At 35.0% G+C, this 23,765-nt stretch carries 17 protein-coding genes; 6 read left to right on the plus strand and 11 right to left on the minus strand.

The annotated features are described in order from the left end of the window. Window positions 1–161 precede the first annotated feature (161 nt). The 8 genes from ADJ83_RS02415 to ADJ83_RS02455 all read right to left on the minus strand — a co-directional run bounded on the left by ADJ83_RS02415 (window position 162) and on the right by ADJ83_RS02455 (window position 8,154). Window positions 162–914, minus strand: a complete 753-nt coding sequence (locus tag ADJ83_RS02415; RefSeq protein WP_035416844.1) for an ABC transporter permease — start codon at window positions 912–914, stop codon at window positions 162–164. Continuing rightward, a complete protein-coding gene (locus ADJ83_RS02420) occupies window positions 911–1,660 on the minus strand; it encodes an ABC transporter ATP-binding protein (RefSeq protein ID WP_031540457.1) in 750 nt (249 codons plus the stop codon). The genes ADJ83_RS02415 and ADJ83_RS02420 overlap by 4 nt, the downstream gene beginning before the upstream one ends. A 205-nt stretch (window positions 1,661–1,865) precedes the next feature. After that, window positions 1,866–2,810, minus strand: coding sequence for an ABC transporter substrate-binding protein (locus ADJ83_RS02425; protein WP_031540456.1), 945 nt, complete (start codon window positions 2,808–2,810; stop codon window positions 1,866–1,868). Window positions 2,811–2,814: 4 nt separating this feature from the next. Next, on the minus strand, window positions 2,815–3,387 hold the full coding sequence (locus ADJ83_RS02430) for a UbiX family flavin prenyltransferase (RefSeq protein ID WP_031540455.1): 573 nt from the start codon (window positions 3,385–3,387) through the stop codon (window positions 2,815–2,817). A 45-nt stretch (window positions 3,388–3,432) separates the two neighbouring features. Beyond that, entirely contained in the window at window positions 3,433–4,449 is a 1,017-nt protein-coding gene (locus ADJ83_RS02435) for a 4-hydroxybenzoate octaprenyltransferase (protein ID WP_035416843.1), read from the minus strand. After that, window positions 4,436–5,881: a menaquinone biosynthesis decarboxylase gene (locus ADJ83_RS02440; protein WP_031540454.1), complete on the minus strand. Its 1,446-nt coding sequence runs from the start codon at window positions 5,879–5,881 to the stop codon at window positions 4,436–4,438. Before ADJ83_RS02440 ends, ADJ83_RS02435 begins: the two co-directional genes overlap by 14 nt. 504 nt (window positions 5,882–6,385) lie before the next feature. Continuing rightward, on the minus strand, window positions 6,386–7,627 hold the full coding sequence (locus ADJ83_RS02450) for an MFS transporter (protein WP_031540452.1): 1,242 nt from the start codon (window positions 7,625–7,627) through the stop codon (window positions 6,386–6,388). A 53-nt stretch (window positions 7,628–7,680) separates the two neighbouring features. Beyond that, window positions 7,681–8,154, minus strand: a complete 474-nt coding sequence (locus ADJ83_RS02455) for a hypothetical protein (protein WP_031540451.1) — start codon at window positions 8,152–8,154, stop codon at window positions 7,681–7,683. A gap of 188 nt (window positions 8,155–8,342) precedes the next feature. Here ADJ83_RS02455 and ADJ83_RS02460 point away from each other — a divergent pair, with 188 nt between their 5' ends. Continuing rightward, entirely contained in the window at window positions 8,343–9,608 is a 1,266-nt protein-coding gene (locus ADJ83_RS02460; RefSeq protein WP_031540450.1) for an ATP-binding protein, read from the plus strand. Window positions 9,609–9,721: 113 nt separating this feature from the next. On the opposite strand, the gene ADJ83_RS02465 is transcribed toward ADJ83_RS02460, so the two are convergent. Then, window positions 9,722–10,282 carry a BsuPI-related putative proteinase inhibitor gene (locus ADJ83_RS02465; protein ID WP_031540449.1) on the minus strand — a complete coding sequence of 187 codons (561 nt, stop codon included), beginning with the start codon at window positions 10,280–10,282 and terminating at the stop codon, window positions 9,722–9,724. Window positions 10,283–10,589: 307 nt separating this feature from the next. Here ADJ83_RS02465 and ADJ83_RS24515 point away from each other — a divergent pair, with 307 nt between their 5' ends. The 5 genes from ADJ83_RS24515 (at window position 10,590) to ADJ83_RS02490 (ending at window position 20,936) form a co-directional block, all read left to right on the plus strand. Then, window positions 10,590–15,119: an immune inhibitor A domain-containing protein gene (locus ADJ83_RS24515; RefSeq protein ID WP_065429045.1), complete on the plus strand. Its 4,530-nt coding sequence runs from the start codon at window positions 10,590–10,592 to the stop codon at window positions 15,117–15,119. Between the two features lie 158 nt (window positions 15,120–15,277). Beyond that, entirely contained in the window at window positions 15,278–16,468 is a 1,191-nt protein-coding gene (locus ADJ83_RS02475; protein ID WP_031540447.1) for a MalY/PatB family protein, read from the plus strand. A 422-nt stretch (window positions 16,469–16,890) separates the two neighbouring features. Further along, on the plus strand, window positions 16,891–18,246 hold the full coding sequence (locus ADJ83_RS02480) for a polysaccharide pyruvyl transferase family protein (RefSeq protein ID WP_031540446.1): 1,356 nt from the start codon (window positions 16,891–16,893) through the stop codon (window positions 18,244–18,246). Between the two features lie 269 nt (window positions 18,247–18,515). Then, window positions 18,516–19,868, plus strand: a complete 1,353-nt coding sequence (locus ADJ83_RS02485) for a polysaccharide pyruvyl transferase family protein (RefSeq protein WP_031540445.1) — start codon at window positions 18,516–18,518, stop codon at window positions 19,866–19,868. A 207-nt stretch (window positions 19,869–20,075) separates the two neighbouring features. After that, window positions 20,076–20,936 (plus strand): hypothetical protein, encoded by an 861-nt coding sequence (locus ADJ83_RS02490; protein WP_031540444.1) that lies wholly within the window; start codon window positions 20,076–20,078, stop codon window positions 20,934–20,936. A gap of 134 nt (window positions 20,937–21,070) precedes the next feature. Here the strand turns inward: ADJ83_RS02490 and ADJ83_RS02495 are convergent, their stop codons facing one another. Together ADJ83_RS02495 and ADJ83_RS02500 are read right to left on the minus strand one after the other, a co-directional pair. Further along, window positions 21,071–23,014 carry an FtsX-like permease family protein gene (locus tag ADJ83_RS02495; protein WP_031540443.1) on the minus strand — a complete coding sequence of 648 codons (1,944 nt, stop codon included), beginning with the start codon at window positions 23,012–23,014 and terminating at the stop codon, window positions 21,071–21,073. Next, window positions 23,001–23,765: an ABC transporter ATP-binding protein gene (locus tag ADJ83_RS02500; protein ID WP_031540442.1), complete on the minus strand. Its 765-nt coding sequence runs from the start codon at window positions 23,763–23,765 to the stop codon at window positions 23,001–23,003. The genes ADJ83_RS02495 and ADJ83_RS02500 overlap by 14 nt, the downstream gene beginning before the upstream one ends.

A 23,765-nucleotide genomic window follows, 5' to 3' on the forward strand; every position in this document is an offset into this window, starting at 1 on the left:
AGGAGTCGAGCGTCCTCCGCTCCATTTCACTTCGTTTTTAAACTATTTTCAAAACTGAAAAACACGAACTTTTATGTATATTATCTATACGAAAGTTCGTGTTTATTATTAGTTGAAATGCTTTTGTCCCAGCCTCTTTTCACTATTTTACTTTTGTCGCATCAACTATTCGTATTTCTCCATTTTAAAAAAGTGCTTTCCATTAAATCAATAAGTACAAAAAGAAGAAAACCTACTAAGCTTAAGACGATAATTCCGCTATACATATCAAGGTAATTTATGTTCATCCAAGCGTCCATTATATAATAGCCCATTCCATATTCCGTTCCGTATATTTCTGTGAAAAATAGAATGGAGGTAGCTGTTCCTAATGCAATACGAATAGAGCTAAGTATAGAAGAAAGCGCAGCAGGTAATGTGATTTCTTTAAATTCTCGCCATCTACTAGTGCCAAGACATCGAAGGATATAGTAGGTTTCTTTGGGAATATCTTTAACACTATCTCGAACAGCTATAATAATTTGGAAAACGATAATTAAAACAATCATAATAATTTTTGATGACTCTTTTAAGCCGAATATTAGCATGACAGCTGGCAGTAAGGAAATCTTCGGAATGGGATAAGTAAAATAAATAATGGGATTTAATATCTTATTCCATTGTTTAGATTGCCCCATCAATACACCAACTAGTAAACCGATACATACAGAAATTGCTATTCCAACAAAAATTCGAACAAGACTATAGCCTAAATGAATGTAAATATCTTGTGATACTAAAGAGTAAAGATTAGAAAGAACCTCTTTAGGTGCTGGCAATATTGGTTTGTTGATGATGAGAGAAGCGGCATACCAAAGAAGAATAATGGAAATAAAGCCAAATAAGAAATCCTTCCATTTATCAATGATTTTCATTTTTTCCATTCCTTTGTCATGATATTTCGAATATCCGTTGCGATTTGTAAATACTCTATGGATGTTCGTTTGTTGTCAACCTTGTGAACAGGATTATCTAAAATGGTGATTATTCTTCCAGGAGAAGGAGACATAATCACAATTTTAGTCCCTAAATAAATGGCCTCTTCTATACTATGAGTAATAAGCAAGGTTGTAATATTTTGTTCCTTCCATATCTTCAAAAATAGCTCTTGAATACTTTCCCTCGTCAGCGCATCCAATGCAGAAAATGGTTCATCCATTAAAAGGATATCAGGTTGTAGAACAAAAGCTCGTGCAATCGCAACTCGCTGTTTTTGACCGCCGCTCAAGTTATTTGGATATCGCTCTTTTAGTGTCGAAATTTCAAGTTTTTCCATTATTTCTTCGATGTTGTTTAAGGTTGTTCTGTCTATGTGACGACCTTTTACTTTTAAGGCTAGTAGGATATTGGCGAAAACTGTTTTCCAGGGTAGCAGTCCATAGTTTTGGGGAATTAGCCCGATTGTATGATGTTTTGCCGAGATATTCTCTTTATTTAGCAAAATCGCTCCTTTACTATAAGGAGTTAAACCAGAGATAGCCTTTAGCAATGTTGATTTCCCACAGCCTGAAGGACCGATAACAGCATAGATTTCACCTGTATTGATTTGTAAACTAATATTTTTTAAGACTGCGGATTTAGTTTTATCATAGAAGACATCTACATTTTTTATTTCTAACATTATAAACTCCTTTAAATAAAACTTTTAGCAATGGAAGCTGAACAACCCATTGGCTTCTAGTTCCTTTTAGCCAATAGCAGATTTATCCATTTCGAATTTTAATTAGCAAGAGGTGAGAGTCTTACTGAAATTAACGAGTGGGATAAAAAATAGGGGGAGCTCCCCCATAATATTTATATGAAATGCATAAGGAAGGATAACATCCTTATTTAATCGCTATATTTGATAGTACATCTGCTGGTTTTAATTCTTTTGTTAATAGTTCTTTGCTTTTTAACCAGTCGAAAGCTGCTTGTATATCTTCCTCTTTCGCAAGGCTGTTTTTTCTGAATTCTGGCAACTGGATTTGCTCTTTTAGCTCCTCAGGATAACCAATTTTATCAATAACGATATCCATATATTCATCAATTGCATGTGTATTTAAATAATCAACCGCTTCATCATAGGCTTCATAAAAGGCGATAATTTCAGGACATTTCTTCTCAATAGATTCTTGCGTAAATGCAGTAATAAATGGATCAATCTTTAGTGAATCTGTAGATGTTAATTCCTTAAGTCCTGCATGTATTCCCATGGTGACAAAAGGTTCTGGAAGAACAGCAGCATCTGCTTGGTTATTAGTAAGTAGCTCAAGTCTAGTTGGAATGGAAGGAACCTCTTCTTTTGTTACATCCTCAGCTGTTAATCCCACTGATTCTAATGCTTTATCCAATGTATATTCAATCGAAGTATTTTTGGAAACAATGACATTTTTCCCTTTTAAATCATGAATATCAGCAATGCTTGGATTGGCAAGAAATACAAAGCTTCCAGTTGTAGAGCCGGTGATTTTTACATCGAATCCTGCTTCGTTATATAAACCAATGGCTATTAAATCGCTAATAATACCGTCTAAATTTCCACCTTGGAATGCGGCATCTCTATCTTTAGCGCTTTTAAATGTCTGCAATTCTACCTCTACATTATGTTTTTGAAAGTAGCCCTGTTCTTCGGCAATTATCATGGGGATGGCATCAATCGAACCAATTAAGCCAAAGGTGATTTTATTGGAACTACTTTTGGTAGATTCAGTAGTATCCGAACAGGCGGTTACGGTCAAAAGAATCATTAACATAAAGGGGATGAGTAAGTATTTTCTTGCAAATTTCATTTTATTAGCTCCATTTCTTGAATAAATTATTTTCAATTTGTAAGGAATCAAGTATTTTACCAACCATAAAATCAATTATGTCGTTCAGTGTAGTTGGCTTACTATAAAAGCCAGGCGAAGCTGGAAATATCGTGGCACCTGCTTTTGTTAATGTCAGCATATTTTCTAGATTAATGAGATTCACTGGTGTTTCCCTCGCTAAAAGAATAAGTGGACGTCTTTCCTTTAAACAAACATCTGCTGCACGGTCAAGGAGATTGTCGGAGATGCCATGCGCAATCTCAGCAAGAGTCCCCATTGAGCATGGTGCGATAATCATTCCATCTGTATGATAAGATCCACTTGCAACGCTTGCGAAAAAATTTGTTGCATCTTCAAGAACAGTCTTGTAGCCTTCTTGCTGTAAATTTTTTAAAAAGGTCTCTAAATAAATATCTGTTTCAAAAGTAATTACTTGTTTCGCCGTATCTGTGGCGATAACGTGAACCAAATAGTCTCGTTTTGCAAGCTCTTCGATTAGTCGTAAACCGTATATACTGCCGCTAGCTCCAGTAAGACCAACTATAAATGTCTTCATTTTAGTCCTTCTTTCAAGATAGAATTATTTTATTTGTGATGAAAATCACAAATAAATGTCGACGATAGGAAAAAGAATAAATACTACACTAACTATTTCGTTAATACTATAGGAAGCGATTTTTGCATGAGTCAAATTCGTCGGTTTAACAATAAGATGTTCAATGATTAAGAGAACGGTGATAATTAATATGCCAATGAAGTAAATCCATCCAAACGTTACGGTAAGGAAGCCAACGAAATATAAAAACAAAATCGCAACAAAATGTAGGAAAGCTGAAATATATAAACCATTCTCTAGACCAAATTTTGCTGGAATCGAATGAATACCATTGGCACGATCAAATTCCACATCCTGTGAACCATAAATAATATCAAAGCCTGCTACCCAGCATGCGTTAATGACAGATAAGAATATGGGGATGAAAATAGTGTTTTCCATGCTAAGTCCTGAAATAAATAAATGTATCGTATGCTGAAATAGCTGTCCTACTTGAGCAAAGTTTCCAAATAAAACAGATTTTAATAAATCAACTAAAGCTACAAACGCTGGCGTAAAGTCACCTAAATCGCCGGTAACCGCAATCCAAGCTCCCATTGGTGCAATGGCACAGGTCACTCCAAGAAAGAGATGGCATAGAAAAGTAAATCGTTTCGTGTAAGAATAGGCCACCAGAAAGATAAGTGCTCCTGGAGAAAGTAATGCACATAATGGATTAATAAAGAAAGCGGAAAGGACCATTATGACAAAACAGAAACAGGAGAATAGGATAACTTCTTTTTTTGACAATACTCCCTGAGGAAGCTGCCTAGATGATGTTCGTGGATTTTTTGCATCTATTTCTGCATCTATTACTCTATTAATTGCATTTGCTCCCGTCCTTGCACTTAATAGTGACAGAAAGATTAAGCTAATCTTCCAAGGAGGCAAAAAGCTATTTTCTGTAAGTTTGCTAGCTAGTATCATGGATACTAGACCAAAGGAAAGAGAGAAAATCGTATGCTGGAACATAACTAAGGTGCCGTATTGCTTTACTTTATGGAGGGCTTTAGTCAAGACCATATTCTTTCCATCTCCTTGATACAAACTCTTTCATCTCAGTAGTCATTTCAATGTCATCTGGCCACTCTCTTGTATGCCCTTCACTAGACCATTTTTTGGTTGCATCGACACCTAGTCGATAGCCTAAATGCGACATATTGGAAGCATGATCTAATGCATCAAGTGGCCCTTCGCTAATGACTAAATCGCGTTTTGCATCAATATTATTGAAGACCTTCCAAGCAACTGTAGAAAGATCATGTGGATTAATGTCTTCGTCTACTACAATAATCATTTTGGTATACATCATTTGACCAATACCCCATAAGGAGTTCATTATTTTTTTAGCATGACCAGGAAACCGTTTCTTTATCGAAACAATCACACAGTTATGGAACACTCCTTCTAGAGGAAAGTTATAGTCCACTATTTCAGGGTATTGCATCTTAATAAGAGGAAGGAAAATTCTTTCTGTTGCTTTTCCTAAATAACAATCTTCCATCGGTGGCTTCCCTACAATAGTTGTTGGGTAGATAGCATCTTTTTTATGTGTGATACATTTCACATGGAAAGTCGGATAGAAGTCTGCTAATGAATAATATCCAGTATGATCTCCAAAAGGCCCCTCAAGACGAAGTTCTTCGTTTACATCTACATAGCCTTCTAAAATAATTTCTGCATTTGTTGGAACATAGATATCATTTGTTTTACTTTTTACGAGCGTTACAGGGCGTTTACGCAAAAAGCCTGCAAACATCATTTCATCAATCATTTTAGGAAGGGGAGCAGTGGCCGCATAAGTTATTGCTGGATCACAGCCTAAAGCAACAGAAACAGGCATTTTTCCGCCAAGCTTTTTATACTTCTCATAGATTTCTCTTCCATCTTTATGTAAGTGCCAATGCATGCCCGTTGTATTTTTATCATAGACCTGCATGCGGTACATCCCCATATTTTGTTGGCCTGTTTCAGGATCTTTTGTCATTATAAGTGGAAGTGTAATAAATTTCCCCCCGTCCTTTGGCCAACATTTTAATATTGGTAATGTATTTAAATCAGGATCCATTTCTACAACATCCTGACAAGAACCTTTAGGGATTTTCAAAGGAAAAACATTGACTAGTCTACTAAGCTTTGGAAGTGCCTTGAATTTATTCATAAGCCCTAAATAAGTGGTCATATCGATAAAATCCCCAATTTGATTTCCGATGATGTCCAAGTCATCAACTTCCAAAGCCATATTCATTCTTTTATAGGAACCCATCGCATTTATTAAGAGCGGAAATTTAGATCCTTTCACGTTATCGAATAATAGAGCAGGACCATTTTGCTTGGAGATTCGATCGGTTATCTCGGTTATTTCTAGTTCTGCATCCACCTCGACTTTTATCCGTTTTAGTTCTTGTTCCTGATCTAAAGCGGCGACGAAATCATGTAAATCTTTGTATGCCATAATACAATCTCCTTCTAAAAGAATAGTATGTGATAAAAGTAACATAGTTTATCAGCAATTTAAAGACAGTCCATTCAAGTAAGTGTGACAAATTAAGGACAGTACCTAAAACTCTCGTAAAGGAAGAGGAGGTACTGTCCTTTCTAGGATAAGGAATGTTTTTAAAGCAGAAATCATAGTTTAGTATATATAACAAATTTAAGAAGGAGAGGACTATATTGAAATTTGTTAAATTAGCAGATCATTTTTGGAATGGCATGACTTTGACTTTTGTAAATCATAAAAGCATTATTTATCCATATTTGTCCTTTATGATAATAGCTTTTCTCTTTGAGATATTTCTTACAGTGCTAATAGGTATATCTATTTATTTCTTTTATCAATTTGGATATTCCCCAGAATTTTCTTTTTACATTGGATGTTGCCTTGTCTTCCTACTACTAGCTATGACAATCATTACAATTAAATCTATTTTTAGAAAGATAAATATGTATCAAAATGTTATTAAATGAGCTCTCTCTTCTTCCGTAAATAGTAGAATAAAATGACACAGCAAATGGAGCAAAGTAGGGATAGAAGTGCAATAAATCCATAGCCTGCCTGTTGTCCAATGACACCATTACTCGTATGGAACAAACGATTTATCCCTTCTATAATGACTCCAATCAGCAGGTTTCCGAGTACACTTGCAATTCCCATTAATGTAACTGTAAAGGTTATAGCTGTACCAGTTCCCTTTGGATACCTTTTTGCCAGCAATGCCATGACAGTCGGATAAATGGGAGCGATGCCAATTCCAGCGATTGCAAACAGAATGGCCCCTTTTTCTCCAATGATAATGGCAGCAAAACTGCAAATGCCAGAGAAAGCAGCAAAAATCATAATGGAAAGAGTATAGCCGATTCTATCTGTTAACGGGCCAAAGATTAGTCTTGAAAGCATAAAAAATAAGAAGAACATTGATAGCATGCCAGAAGCTGTTTCTATATTCCATGAATACGCTTTAATTAAAAAGTTAACTAACCAGCCTCCTACAGCTAGTTCAGACACTACCCCAAAGGAAAGTATCATTACAATGAGCCAAGCAACTGGATCCCTAAGTAAAATTCGATAAGATACATTCTCTTCGCCATTTGTTTCTTCTTCTGGAAATTTTCCGAAAAAAGAAGGGATGATAGGCAGAAGGGCTAATAGCAATACAATAAAATACATCCCTCGCCAGCTTAATTCTCCTCCTGCGATAGTCCATTTCATCATCCAAGATGCAATAATTGGTGCTACCATCGAACTTAAACCATAGAAAAAGTGTGCAAGATTCATCATAAATCCTGTATTTTTTGTGAAAATACGAGCAGCCATTATCCCTAGGCCAATTTCAAGCATTCCATTTCCAATATATAAAAGGAAATAGGAAGAAGAAAGGGCAAAATATTTTTCAGAGAAATATAGACATATGCCAGAGACAGCCATTGATGCAAAAGCAACAATACCTGTCCATTTAATGCCAATCCTATTTGCTAAAGCAGCTGTAAAGGTACAGGCAATTAAATAGCCGAGGGAGTTGATTGCAAGCAAAAATCCTATTTGCGACTCACTTAAAAGGAAGTCAGCTTGAATGATTGGTATGGCAGGTCCTTTCACATTTTCTGATAATCCGAAAATAAGAAAACCGCCAAAAATGACAATAAGAAGAAGATAGTAATTAAGTTTTGACTTTTCTTTACTAGAAGCGTTTAAGTGATCCATAGGCATCCTTTCTTTTTCCTAAATGTGGTGTGATATAAAGATTATGAAAATACTTATTTATGATATCGGGATTGACGAGATGGAAGATGTTCATTATTTTCGACAGTAGGACTGTCGTTACTGTCTGATCGATTGTTTCTTTTATGAAAAGTCTTTTTAATTCCTTTAAAAATTAAGGTGATAACTAGATATATTCCGAAAAAAAGAAGGAAACCGTTAATACCCGCCACAGCATCTGCGAACTCCATATTCCCCCGTCCAGTAATCCCCTGCTGAATTTCAATAGCAAATACTAATACGAGGATGAGCGTAAAAGTATAGATAAAAGAAATGCTCTTAATGCTCCAGGCTGCTAAGCGTTTAAAGATGAATTGCACAATAAAGAATGAAATAATTCCAATGATACCAATAATCCATAAATGTAAGTCTTTATCTGTAGCTTGCCAGCCAAGAATAGAGGCAACGTCCATAATAATATCGTGGAGAATATTGACAATTTCAGCTATTATTTTAAAAAACTCTACCATTTTATACCTCCTTTAAAAAGTCATCTTTCATCAAATTATACTTGACGATGGGAAAAAATAAAATAAGTAATCTATTATTCTATCCTTGAAATATCCTTCAAGTTAAGGGATAAACATGTTACTATAGGAGAAAAGATGTTCATTACAACGAACAGTTTTGGAAATAATATATTGAAGGGGCAATGACCATGCTACTTTGGAATCGTAATAGACAAATATGGGGACAAATTACGTTAGTATTAATCTCTGTATTATTTACTACTTACCAATTTGTGATTAATCATGATCCATTTTTTACTATTGATTTTTTCCTGTTTACGATATTAGCATGGATTGTTGGCTGGAGATATGATCTATCTCGATATTATGAAAAGAAGGCAAAGGATAGTGAAGAAAGCTATCGACTCCTTATGGATTCTTTGCCTGAATCCATATTCATCCAATCACAATGTGACAATAAATTGATTTATGTCAATCATGCCGCTATAAGAATGATGGGAGCATCGAGTAGAGAGGAGTTAATCAATCAATCTTTTGGAGAATTTGTATCGGCTGATTATATAGAACGCTGGAAAATGAGAGTAAAGATAGCGATGAAAAAAAAGAGGCCACTATCTCATATCGAGTATAAAATGAAAAGGATAGATGGAAGTGATTTTTTCTATGAAGCATCCTGTTTAGCGATTAAGTTATATGGAAAAGAAGCAGTATTGTCTATCGGAAAAGACGTTACAGCTAGTAAAGAGGAGACAATGAATTTACTGCAAAAGTCGGAAAAACTAGCGATTTTGGGAGAAATGTCTGCAGGGATTGCACATGAAATTAGAAATCCACTAACTTCTATTAAAGGGTTTATTCAACTTGCTATATCAGAAAACCCCCAAAATAAGTATTTTGCAATTGTATTATCAGAGATTGAAAGAATTAATAGTATTGTTGGAGAGTTGCTTTTCCTTGCTAAACCTACTGCTGATGTTTTTTTAGTTAAAGATATTCGAAATATTATTAAAGATGTGGTTACTTTAATACATACCCAATTGAGCTTACATAACATACAGATTAATGAAGTATATGACTGGGATATACCGAAAATTTTATGTGAAGAGCAGCGATTGAAACAAGTATTTATTAATCTTTTGCAAAATGCCATCGAAGCTATGCCAAAAGGTGGGTATATTTCTATTAAGGGGACTTTCTTGGGCGAGGGCAATATTTCGATTGAAATCATGGATCAAGGAGTTGGAATTCCTGAGGAAAGAATTTCTACACTCGGTGAACCATTTTATACAACAAAGGAAAAAGGGACAGGTCTTGGTCTAATGACCTGTTATAAAATTATTGAAAGTCATAATGGCAAACTTTGCTTTCAAAGTGAAGTAAACAAAGGAACAAAAGTAACAATTATTTTTCCAGCTGCCACACAGGATACTTTGCTAGGCACAGCCATTCATTGAATGAAGACATGAAGAGATAAAATAATCAAAATCCCCGCTCATATAGTGGGGATTTTGATTATGAAATGCATTTTGCGGAAATAGAACTTAGCTTTTTTGTTGAAGCTATTTCCTTACTGCTCTACAGAAAAATCGAAAGACTTCTTTAATTCTAATTCTTTGGCGAGAAATACAAAACTAATCGTGTAAGAACCAGGTGGCAGCTTTTCTTCTGAAACTTCATACAAGGAAGAGCCTCCAGGCTTTATGAATACAGTAGAAGGCAGCTTTATATCAGATGATGTTTTAACCTGCTTCACAAGTTCTCCGTCTGCTTTTCTAATCGTGTATGCATATTGCTGCATCGTATCAAAGTGAAAAGTAAAATCGTGCTTAGCGTTATTTGTTACTTGAAAAACAAAATGTAGACTTGATTCTTCTTCTGTATAAGAAATCGAAGCTTCTATTTTACTTAAAACATTTTTATCCTCCCCTTGAAAGTCGAAATCATCTTTTGCAGGAACAGTAGTCTCTATCTCCTTATCTTCGTTCTCCGTTTTAGGTGAACGAATGGGAGAAGCTGATTCCTCTTGTTCGCTGGTAGAGGGCTGGTTTTGGGACTCTGTCATATTTCCATCTGAGCAAGCGGTTAACATTAGGAAAATAGATAAAACAATTCCCTTTTTAACTCCCATGCTAAAACCTCCTTTACTATTTTTCTTTTTAAAATCTATAAATATTACAAAACTTCTCGAAGAAGGCTTTTACTCTATTATTCCTTATTATTTACAATATTATAATAATATTGTAATAGTTGCTAAGAAAAAAGTAAGAAATTAGTAATATTTATTGGAAAATATATTCTTTTTCTCTATTGTTTTTGTTATAGTAATATTCAGACATCTCAGAATTTTCCTATATAAATATTATGAAAATACAAAGAGACACTTCAAAAGGAGGGATTGGAGAAAACTGTCATAAAAAAACATTGGGGGATTTGAAATGGTAAATTGGAAGAAAGTGATGGGAACTTCAGTATTATCCGCTAGTTTAGTTTTTACTTCTTTTGGTTCATTATTTGGAAATGTTGATAAAGTGGAAGCAAAGACTAGCCCTGTATTACATACTCATGATGATTCTGCTCTGCCGTTTATGAGCAAGCATGCAAGTGGTCCATTTGATATTGGAATGGTGAATGAAGAAAAGGTACTTGCATCTTTAATTGAACAAGGAATTATTAGTAAAAATGCGTCGAAAGATGAACAACAGAAGAAATTATTATCCTACTTAAAGAATCGTGCTGACAAAGCGGAAGCATTGGTTGATGATCCAAAAGAAGCACGGAATGAAATTCAAAAGAAAACCGGGCTAGATCCTGTTGCTGCTGGGATTCCAAAAGAGTCAAAAAAAGAAAAAATTGCTGCCAAAAAGACATCACCAGATTCTATTGTAGAGGAGAATTGGGATGGCGAAGTAATTGAAGACGAAGTGTTAGTATTACTGATTGATTTCCCAGACTATCCACATAGTAGTATTACTCAAGAGGATAATCCAGTACTCTTATATGATGACTATTCAAAAGAACACTATGAAGAAATGGTATTTGGAGACACTACTTATAAAGGTGGAAATGATGAAGATTTCATCTCCATGAAAGCATATTATGAAGAACAATCAGGGGGAAGCTATACCATTGATGGAGTAGTATCTGACTGGTATACAGCAAAACATCCAGCTGCCTATTATGGTGGAAACTATCCTACAGCAGATGGCAGTGATATTCGTCCAAGAGATTTAGTGCAAGAAGCCTTAGAAGCTGCATCAAAGGATCCTAATATTGATCTGTCTCAATTCGATAGAGAAGATCTATATGATTTAGACGGAGATGGAGATTATCGTGAACCAGATGGCATCATTGATCACTTGATGATCGTTCACTCTGGAACAGGAGAAGAAGCAGGTGGTGGCGCTATTGGTGCTGATGCTATTTGGTCACATAGTTGGAGTCTAGCAGAGCCTACTGTTATTTCTGGTACGGAAGGACAAGCAGAAGTCCCTTACTGGGGTGGAGGGTTAACTGCTTATGACTATACTATTCAGCCAGAAGATGGTGCAACAGGTGTTTTTGCCCATGAATTCGGCCATGATTTAGGCTTACCTGATGAATATGATACGAATTATACGGCTGGTGGTGTAGGTGCACCTACCGATTATTGGACGATTATGGCATCTGGAAGCTGGGCAGGTATCATTGGCGGTACAGAGCCTACTGGATTTAGTCCATACGATAAGGAGTACTTGCAAAATAAATGGCCAAATTCTAACTGGTTCAAACCAGTAGAATATAGCCTAGACGATATTATGAATGGTACGAAAACACTGAATATCGATCAAGCAAGTATGAAAGGGACAAACGCAGATGCCATAAGAGTATCTCTTCCTAATAAGAAAACAGTTATTAACACGCCAACTAGTGGAGAATACGAGTATCATAGTGGAAGTGGGAATGATTTAAATAATGATCTCGTTACAACCGTTGATTTAACGAAAGCTACAGAAGCTGCATTAACTTTTAATGCTAATTATGATATTGAAGAAAATTGGGATTACGCTTCTGTACAAGTAGACGAAGGTTCAGGATGGAAGGCAATTCCAGGTAATATTACAACCGATCAGGATCCAGAAGGATATGGACAAAATCCAGGACATGGTATTACAGGAACATCGAATGGATGGGTCAATGCTTCATTTGATTTATCTGCATATGCAGGGAAAGAAATTAAACTGAAAATAAATTACTGGACAGATAGTTATGTTGCAATGCCAGGTTTATATGTAGATGATCTAGTCGTTACTATTGATGGAGAAGAAGTTATAGTAGATGACGCAGAATCAGATGAATCCCTATTCACACTTGAAGGATTTGCAAAAAGTAATGGTTTAAAAGAGTCAGAACATTATTATTTAGTAGAATGGAGAAACTGGGCAGCAGCGGATACAGCGTTAGGTAGAATAACTCGCGGTAACTCTGTATTAACACTTGATCCAGGAATGGTTGTTTGGTATGTGGACAATCTATATGACAATAACTGGGTAGGAGATCATCCAGGTGATGGATTTTTAGGAGTAGTAGATGCACATCAAGCCACCGCAGCATGGTCTGATGGAGCAGTAGCTTCTACTAGATACCAAATCCAAGATGCAGCATTTTCTTTAAACCCAACGGATAAAATGTTTATTGACTATTTAGCTGTTGATAATACAAGTATTACATTACCTTCTCAGCCAGCGGTTCCGACCTTTAATGATTACAAGGATTATTCTAATCCAGGTCAAATTTACTCTGGACGTAATGTGCCGAAATATGGGTTAAATATTAGTGTGCTTTCACAAGCAGAGGACAATAGTGTAGCACAGATTCAATTATCTTATGATGATCATAATCCAAAAGTAGAAGTTAGTGGATTGAATGATACTTATTCAAGTAATGAAGGCTATAATACTCTTGATTTATCTGTCATCAGTGACGATGAAGCATTAGATCAAGATATTACTGTCACAGCAAAAGTAGTAAATAAAGAGCAAGATACTGTTGTTTCTGCGGAACAAAAATATGTCTCTGATTTAGAAGAGAAAGAGTTAAACTTCCAGCTTACCCTTCCTGAAAAATTAGAATCTGGTGAATATACGCTAGAAGTCACCGTAGCAACAGCAGACAAGGTAATCGTCTCTAAAACAGATACATTTAATGTAGATAATGAAGCTCCAATTCCAGATGTTGGAGAAAATAATGGTTCTACAGAGCCAATTAATCAAGTTTCTGTTACAGTGAATATTCCAGACGCGAAGGATGATACGTTAGAATATTTATGGTCCGAATCGGAAGAATTAGACTCTGTAGAGGCCGTAACCGCAAAAGGAATGAAAAATTCGGTAACAGAACTAAATGCATGGAAACCATTTAAAAATGGAGATACATTAACCTTAGAAGGACAGAGTGGAATATATTATCTACATGTTCGTGGAAAAGATGTATTAGATAATACAATTAATTGGACTTCTAACGCCTTTACTGTTGATGCAGATGTGCCTGTTATCACTTTAGAGGGAGATAATCCATTCGTTATTCAAGCTGGTACAGAGTATGTAGAACCAGGATTCGCTGCTAATGATAATGTGGATGGAGATGTAACATCTTCAGTAGAGGTTACAGGTTTAGAATCACTCGATGTAACGAAACCAGGAGAATATGTATTAACATACACAGTAAGTGATACAGCTGGAAATAGTGGAGAAGTTCAAAGGAAAATCCATGTAGTCGATGAAGAAAAGCCGTATATTTCTTTAACAGAAGGTAATGTAGAAATAGAAGTAGGAGATGAATATACAGAACCAGGATATACTGCCATTGATAATGTGGATGGAGATGTAACAGATAAAGTAGAAGTTGCTGGTGATGTAGATACATCGACACCAGGTGAATATACGTTAACCTATACAGTTACAGATTCCAGTGATAACAGCTATTCTGTTACACGCATAGTAAAGGTAATTGACACAACTGCACCAGTTCTAGCTTTAGAGGGTGAAGAGAAAATTATCATAGAGGGCGGTACAGAATATGTAGAACCTGGTTATACTGCTACAGATAATGTCGATGGAAATCTTACTGAAGCTGTTGAGGTATATGGTAGCGTAGATGTAACAAAGGTAGGAGATTATGAATTAAAATACCATGTAATCGACTCGAGTGGTAATGAAGCAATTGCTATTCGTACTGTAACAGTTCAAGATACAACAGCACCGGTAATTAAGCTTTCAGGTGAAGATACGATAACATTAGATTTAGGTCAAGCTTACTTAGAGCCTGGGTTTACTGCAACTGATACGTTAGATGGGAATATTACGGATCAAGTAGTAGTATCTGGAACACTTCGCTTTGAAGTAGGAACCTATACAATTACGTATACAGTAACAGATGCTGCAGGAAATGAATCAACTGCTAAACGTACAGTTAAAGTCGCTGATAAAACGGCACCAAATTTAACCTTAAAGGGCAGTTCTTCAATCACTCTAACAAAGGGAGAGAAATATGAAGAGCCTGGTTATAAAGCGAGAGACAATGTAGATGGAGATTTAACAGATGAAGTAATAGTTTCTGGAAAAGTAGATACTAACAAAGTAGGAGCATATACACTGACATATACTGTTACTGACTCTTCTGGAAATAAAACATCTGTAGAAAGAATTATTATCGTGAATGAAGAACCTGCTACAGACACGGACGATAATAAAGGCGGATCGAACAATGGCGGATCAGATAATGATACTGATAGTCCGTCCGATTCTAAAGGTGGAACTGTAAATAACGGTAAATCGAATGGAACAAACACTACTGGAAATGCAAGTAGCCAGTCTGGTAGTAATTTACCGAATACAGCAACTTCCACTTACAATTGGATTTTAGCAGGAACAATTATAATTGTTGCTGGTATAAGTTTATTTATTATTCAAAGAAGAAGAAAAGCATAATTTAAGCAATCCATACTGTACAGAAAAGAGAAATCATCTCTTTTTTGTACAGTATTTTTTTGAGAAAAATCAACAGTTTATGTGGAAGCAGGTCAAGGTATTGTAGCAATTTTTCGTGTTATAATGACTACATTAATAGGAAGAGGATGGTGGATATTATGATTAACAATTTTGATGAAGTAGTAAATCGACGAAATACTTATTCCGTTAAATGGGATGGTGGAAAGATGATTAAGGAGATGGGATTAACAGAGCGTTATGATGAGGAGACTATTCCGCTCTTTACAGCAGATATGGATTTGCCTGTACCACAAGCATTAGTTGATGCATTACATAAAACGGTTGATAATCGCATATATGGCTATTCCGTTTTTCCAGACGAATATTATGAAGCAATTCAGTACTGGTTCAAAAAAAGACATGATTGGAATATAGAGAGAGACTCTATTGTCTATAGTCCAGGAACGGTTCATGCGATTAATATGGCTGTTCGTGCTTTTACAGAAGCTGGAGATGGGGTAATTATTCAACGTCCGGTTTATCCGCCATTCACCTCAGCAATTGAAGAAAATGGAAGAGTAGTAAGAAATAACGCATTACTTAAAGATGAAGAAGGTTACTATACGATAGATTTTGCTGATTTTGAAGAAAAGGCAAAAGAAGAATCAACAAAGCTATTTATTCTTTGTAATCCCCATAATCCAACTGGGCGTATTTTTTCAGTGGAAGAACTTACTCGCTTATATGAGATTTGTGTGAAACATAATGTGATAATTATCGCAGACGAAATCCATGGTGATTTAATAAGATGCAATCAGAAATTCACTCCAATTGCCAAAGTCGCAGAAAATAATGACCATTTGATTACTTGTACGGCGATCAATAAAACATTTAATGTAGCAGGACTTCATTGTACAAATTTAATTATTCCGAATGTAAAGCTACGAAATAAATTTAAAAAAACGATGGGACATCAATTAGCGTCTCCTTTCACTATTTCTGCGCTTATTGCAGTGTATAAGGATGGAGAAGAATGGCTAGAGGAATTAAAAGAATATATTGACGGTACAATGGAATGGGTGAAGGCGTACATAGAGGAACATATGCCAAAGGTAAAAGTAATGATTCCGGAAGGTACCTATATTATGTGGATGGATTTTGGAGGTTATGGAATTACTCCAGAAGAAGTACATGAACGTATTTATCATCGAGCTAATGTTTTGCTGGAGGATGGTAGTATGTTTGGAGAAGAGGGAATTACTTATCAAAGAATCTGCATCCCATCTCCAAGGTCCATTATTAAAGAAGCAATTGAAAGAATTGCAAAAGAGTTTGCGGATTTGAAATAAGAGAAATATTCTTTTTTTTAGGATCTGATACTAGAAGATACTTTATTTCAGCTAGTGTAACAGGAGAAACTGTGTACTTAGTTGAAAAATGATATCTTTTACAATCAGATTCTTTTTTTTGCTGCTAAATTTTCAGGTTTAGATTTAATAAATATGGGGAAAGGGAAGATGGTTGGTTTTTTAAAATTGGATCTAATACATTTTTTAGTTAAGAAAAAATTAAGCTTCTCATTTTATCCTACAGATTAAGAAGGAAATTTTATAGATTTATCATTTGCAAATATACGATTGAATATATTAGTTGTACTACTGTATAAAAAAATGAAAAGTGCTAATGATGTTACTAGGTATTTATCAAGTAGGTTAGTAGAAAACGGAATAAATGATGTTATTAATTTTGTTTTATAGAAAGGGTTAGTAAAATGAAGAATATATTGATTAGAGCAGGCATGTCACCTCTAGATATTTTTGATGCATCTTACATACTAAACAATAATTCGATTGGCGGGAATGTTGGAAACCTAATATATCAATATAGTGTTTTCCGTACATTAATGACAGAGGACACAATCATAACGCCAGATTACTATGATTATGAACCATCCAGAGCAGATGAAATTAATGAAAAATATGACTGTTATGTCATTCCATTGGCAGATGCATTTCGGAAAGAATTTGTTCCGACGTTACGTAAGTACACACAATTAATAAAAAGATTAAAGATTCCAGTTTATGTTATTGGTGTTGGGCTCCGTGCTCCATTTGAACCAAAATTAAATGAGGGGTTTCCTTTTGATGAAGATGTAAAAGAATTTATTAAAGCAGTTTTAGAAAAATCAAATATAGTTGGATTACGAGGCGAGATTACATCGAAGTATTTGACTGGTTTGGGCTTTAAGGAAGGAGTAGATCATACTGTAATTGGATGCCCTTCTATGTATACGTTTGGCAGAGAATTGACTATTAGAGAAACAAATATTACGAAAGAATCTATGGTTTGTGTGAATTCTTCTCGATTATCGCCAAAAAACGTCCTCGACTTTATTACTAGAGGCATGCAGGAATATCCAAATCATTATTTTATTCCACAATGGCTTAAAGAATTAAGACTAGTACATTTAGGTGCACCAGCAATAGCGCCAGACAGCAACAATTATCCAGTTAAGATTTCTGATGCAGCATATGCGAATAATAGAGTACGTTATCCATTGAATGCGCCAACTTGGTTTGATTTTATTGGTCAAGCCGATTTAAGCTTTGGAGCTAGACTACATGGGAACATTACTGCAACTATATCTGGAACACCAAGCATCATTATTCCAAAAGATGCTCGGATGAGGGAGTTGGCAGAATATCATCAGCTAACACATGTGATGGCAAATGAAATTAATGAGACAACAAGATTATCTGACTTAATTGATAAAGTAGATTTCCAACAGCCGACAAAACGTCAAGCGGAGAATTTTGATAACTATATTAATTTCCTGAATAAAAATAAAATCGATCATATTTATAAAGAAACGAATCACCCGGCACGAATACCATTGGAAGAAAGATTGTCTAACGTTTCATTACTTCCATTAGAAGTACCAATTAGTGCTTGCAGTATTGAAGAAACGGTTGCTAGATGGGAGAAATTCTATTCAGGGGAATCTCCACAAATTAATGCATTGAAGAAGAAAGTAAAAGACAAAGACAATAAAATTAAAAAGCTAGAAGGACAATTAAATCGGAAGTCTGTCAAACTAGTATTGAAAGCTGCAAATGTATTTAGGTAAGGTTGATGCCGTATATGATTTTATTTAAAGGACATCCTTTTCATAAGTACTTCAAACAACTGAAGCAACAATCTTTTAGAATTAATACTTAAGTAAAAAAGATAAGCACCCATGTTAAACATTGAGGTGCTTATTTAAATTTGGATTCACTTTAAACGCTAGGTTTAAAAGGATTCTATCCTGTCAAAAATATAAAAATGCATGTCTTATAAACACAGGCTAAGTAGGACAAAGGTATGATAAAAAAATGTGGTGGGGAAGAAGCGAATATGAAAAAAATATTAATAAGAGCTGGTATGTCACCCTTAGAACCATTTGATGCGGCAAAAATGATGATTGATAATACTTTTGGAGGAAATATTGGAAACTTAATCTATCAATTCAGTGTGTTTCGGACTTTGATGACAGAAGATACGATTATTACACCAGATTATTATACATATGGCCCTGAGAGAGCAGAGGAAATAAATGCAAATTATGATTGCTATGTTATCCCATTAGCGGATGCCTTTCGGAATGAATTTATTCCATCCCTTAGACGATATACGAAATTAATCAACAAGCTAAAAATCCCAGTTATTGTAATTGGCGTTGGATTAAGAGCTCCTTTTGAGCCAAAGCTAAATGAAGGTTTTCCGTTCGATAAAGATGTGAAAAATTTTGTTCAAGCTGTTTTAAAGAAATCATCTATAATTGGTGTCCGTGGAGAAATTACAGCAAAATATCTAACCCGTTTAGGTTTTCGTGAAGGCATTGACCATGTAGTAATTGGCTGTCCTTCCATGTATACCTTTGGAAGAGAATTACATATAAGAAACACGCATATAACGGAAGAGTCAAAAATCTGTGTTAATTCTTCTCGTCGTTCCCAAAAGAAGGTACTAGACTTTATTGCTAGAGGGATGGAAGAATATCCAAACCATTATTTTATTCCACAATGGTTAAAAGAGTTGAAATTAACGTATTTAGGAGCACCATCCATAGCAGAAGTAAGTAAAAAATATCCAATTAAAATGTCAGATCCTGTATATATGAACAATAGAGTTCGATTTTTCTTAAATGTACCTACATGGTTAGACTTTATGAAAGAAGCTGATTTGAGTTTTGGAGCAAGGCTACATGGGAATATTGCAGCAACGATTGCAGGAACCCCAAGTTTAATTATTCCTAAGGATGCTCGAATGAGGGAATTGGCTGAGTACCATCAACTAACAAAGTTAATGGCTAATAAAATAACGAGCAAGACAACCTTGTCTGGAATAATAGAGAAAAGTGACTTTCAAGCACCTACAAAGGTACAAGCTAAGAATTTTGATCACTTTATTGATTTTCTTAATAAGAATAAATTAGAACATATATATAAACATACAAATACACCATCGATTGTTCCATTAGATCAAAGACTGGCAGAAATTCAACTTCAACCTCCTGTACACCCAGTAAGTGGATGTAGTCTGGAGGAAATGGTAGAGCGATGGGAGCGATATTATCCATTAGAAAATAGCCAAAAAAATACAAGTACACCATCTATTACAAAAGACCAATTTAAGACAATGTTTATCGATATGATTGCAACAAAAAAGGAGAAAGCCTTCAAAAGGTTCTCGAAAAATAGGCAGTAGGTAACGAAAATCGTGGTGAAAATATATATAGCTATTAGAAAGTATTTCGGCTTCCTTTCTAATAGTTATATTTAATTATTCCACATAAAAAGATTTTTTTATAAAACACGACGTATTCTTTACCAATAGACAAAAGATAATATATAATAGAGAAGAAGGAATTCCACTTTTTTGTGGACTTGCTATATTTTTTACTAAATTGAAAGGATGATTTTTATTGTTATTCAACAGGCAGTACAAACCGAATTAATTAAAAAGTATTGGGAAATGTATGAAAGTAAGAAAGAGAGGCCGTATCTTGTAAAGCCTTCAATGCCAGTTATGTATTTTGGTAATAGTAAGAAGTATTTTGAATCCCCTATCCGCATCATTACTGTAGGTCTAAATCCGTCTAGGCGCGATTTCCCTGACCCTGACCCTTTCCAAAGGTTTCAATCAATGAAACGAGACCATCACTATCAATTCAATCAACAATATATTACTGCACTTGACCAGTATTTTGAAAAAGACCCATATAAAGCATGGTATGAGCCTTCTTTTGAACCGATTTTGAATGGATTAAATGCAAGCTTTTATGGTAATAAAGAAAATACGGCATTGCATACAGATATTTGCTCACCGCTTGCAACGAATCCTACTTGGGATAGTTTAAGCAAAGAAGCAAAGAAAGACCTTCAAGCTAGTGGCGTGAAATTATGGCATGAGCTTATCGAATACTTACAACCAGATGTTATTCTTATTTCAGCTGCAGGAGAACATCTATCAAAAATTAAATTTGAGACAGAAAGTGATTGGGAGACAGTTTATACGGTTCCTAATTCACGTTATTTAATAAATAGTAAGAAAGTAAAATTAGCGAATAAAACAGTGAATGTCTATTACGGCAGATCAGCAGAAATACCATTTGGCCAAGTTTCTCCAAGCAATAAGGTGAAGATTGGTGAATATATTAGGGTGATTGCTGAGAAGAAGGATCAGCCGATTGATTTTAGAGCATTTCACCATGCGGTTTTAGAATCGGAGCAGCGAGATAATCAACTTTTTGGCTGGAGTCAAGAAGCGAACTAATATAAAAAGGAATCAGACAGTTATGTTTGATTCCTTTTTGTATTTAGTAAAACCATTTAAAAATAAATCTTCGAAAATAGCCGGTTATTTTTTGCTCCAGTTATTGAACATTTTCTCCGCTTTCATAGCTAATACTACAAAGCATCGGCTATAATTTTTTTATAAAAAGCAACAGATAGAATCCCAAATATCGAATAGAGTACTGCATAGAGTCCCATTACGATGAACATGGGAGCCCATAATTCTGTCCCGAAGAAAAACCAGCCAGACTGAACAGCAAAATAACTATGAAACAAGCCGACTAGTAATGGGATACCAAAGTTAAATAGCTGTTTTATTTTGATTCCATTTAATAAGTCATTCTGTGTATATCCTAATTTGCGGAGAATGGTATAAGTATATTTTTCTTCTTCTCCTTCATCCATTTGTTTAAAATAGAGAATACAACCAGACGTTATGAGAAAGGTAAGTCCAAGAAAACCGACGATAAACATTGTCAAACCCATCATTTCTTTTTGGGTTTGGATTCTATCATAGCGTGAAATAGAACTTGAATTTTCTAAAGATAGCTGTTGATAAAGTTTATTTGCAGCTGCGATTTCATGGTCCTTGTTAATATGAATTCCAATATATATATTAGATGGTGTTTGGATACTTTCATCCATATTCTTTTCTAGTAAATGAAAAACAGATGAGTCGACAATAACGGTTGGAAGTCCGCCACTAGTAAAGGTATAAGGGATAAGGAATAGATCCTTTTGTCCTACATAATTTAATGAGAGTGAGCTTCCATTGACCAAAATGGAAATAGTTCCTTTTGACTTTAGGTTTATAAACTTTTCTAATGCAGAACTATACCTAGTGAAAGCTACTTCCTCTTTTGATAAGCTCACACCCTTTACATATTCTTCGCTAATGACAGGCAATTGCATCTTGGTAGAATCTAGGGTGGATTCGCCTGGAATGTCGTTCAAGATGTCTTTTACATTGAAATCTGCTTGAATAACAGGAATTCTTTCTTCCTTATAAGCGATTTCTTGTTTATTCAGTAGCTTAGAGAATGCTTCGGCATCTTCTGAATGAGCAAAGGTGAAATCTGCTGGAACAGTTTCCTTCGCTGTTTTTTCAGCAGAATAGTAGGATATATAGCTTAAGCATAATAAGCCTATTGCTAGCGCCGATACAGATGTGATTATCGTTAATAAAATAGAGTTCGATTTCATACGAAACATAATACTAGATAAGGAAAGAACTTGATTAATATTAATGTAACCATTTTTCTTTTTGCGAATAAGGTTGAATAGAAAACTAACGGATCCCTTATAAAACAAATAGGTTCCAATTATTACAAGGGATAGAATCGAAATCATTGCCATAAATAGCATATTCATTGTTTGAAAAGAACCACTAAATAGTTTTGAAGAGATAAAATAGCCGCTAATAATAAAGACAATGCCAACAATACCAATGATTATTTCCCATACTGACATTTTCTTCACTCGTGCTTGTGTAGAAGAAGTAATACGGAATAAGGAAAGGATGGTCTGTCTTTTAATGAAAATATAATTCATTAACATAATGAAAATGTATATGATACAAAAAACTATGATTGTTTGCACAAGAGCCTCGGTAGAAAAGTGAAGCTTGGTAATGGCTGTTACACCAGTTACTTTAAATAAAATCATGACGGTTACTTTTGAAAAAGAAAATCCGATAAAAATACCAATAATGATAGATAAAAAGTATAAGATGAAATTTTCCAGTGTTAACAAACGAAAGATTCTGCTTTTCGTCATTCCAATCAATTGAAACAAGCCAATTTCTTTTCCGCGCCGTTTAATAAAAATCGTATTAGCGTAAAGGAGAAAAATCGAAACGATAGCAACTAATAATAAGGAAGCAGCTTTAATGGCAGCAGCACCTTTCACTGTGTTCCCGGCAGCATCCATTGACGGATCATATTGTAATGTCACAAAGGAAAAATACAATGAAACACTAAATACTAAGGCAAAAATATATAGATAATAGTATTTTATATTTTTTTTGAGATTACGAATGACTAGATTACTTAAAGTCATTTTGCACACCACCCAAAATTCCTTGTGTTTTGATAATATCTTGGAAAAAACGTTGTCTATCTTGATCCCCTTTATAAAGCTGTGTATAAATTTGTCCATCTTTAATGAAAACTACTCTGCTGCAATAGCTTGCAGCTACTGCATCATGTGTAACCATGAGGATTGTTGCATTTCTTGTTTGATTTAGATGGCTTAATTTATTTAATAAATCAGAAGCGGATTTCGAATCAAGCGCTCCAGTCGGTTCATCAGCAAAAATAATGTCTGGCTCATGGATGAATGCCCTTGCTGCAGACGTTCGTTGTTTTTGCCCTCCTGATATCTCGTTTGGATACTTATTCTTTATCTCGTAAATACCTAGGTCTTTTGCTAATTTATCAAAGCGTTGATGTGCCTCTTTTTGTGGTGTCTTTGTAATGGATAATGGCAAAAGAATATTTTCTTTTACTGTTAAAGTATCGAGTAAATTATAATCTTGAAAGATAAATCCTAAATGATTTTTTCGGAATTCAGCTAACTGTTTTTCCTTTAGACGTGTAATTTCTTTTTCAACAATGTGAATGGTTCCACCGGTAGCTTGGTCAATGGAAGAAAGGACGTTTAAAAGCGTAGTCTTTCCCGAACCCGATGCCCCCATAATGCTGACAAATTCAGCTTTTTGGACGCTTAAGTCTACACCTTTAAGCACTTCCTGGCGATTTGCTTTATTCCCATAACTTTTATGAACTTTTGAAGCAACTAATATGTCCAT

This window comes from Bacillus sp. 522_BSPC (assembly GCF_001076885.1).
Taxonomy (GTDB): domain Bacteria; phylum Bacillota; class Bacilli; order Bacillales; family Cytobacillaceae; genus Niallia; species Niallia hominis.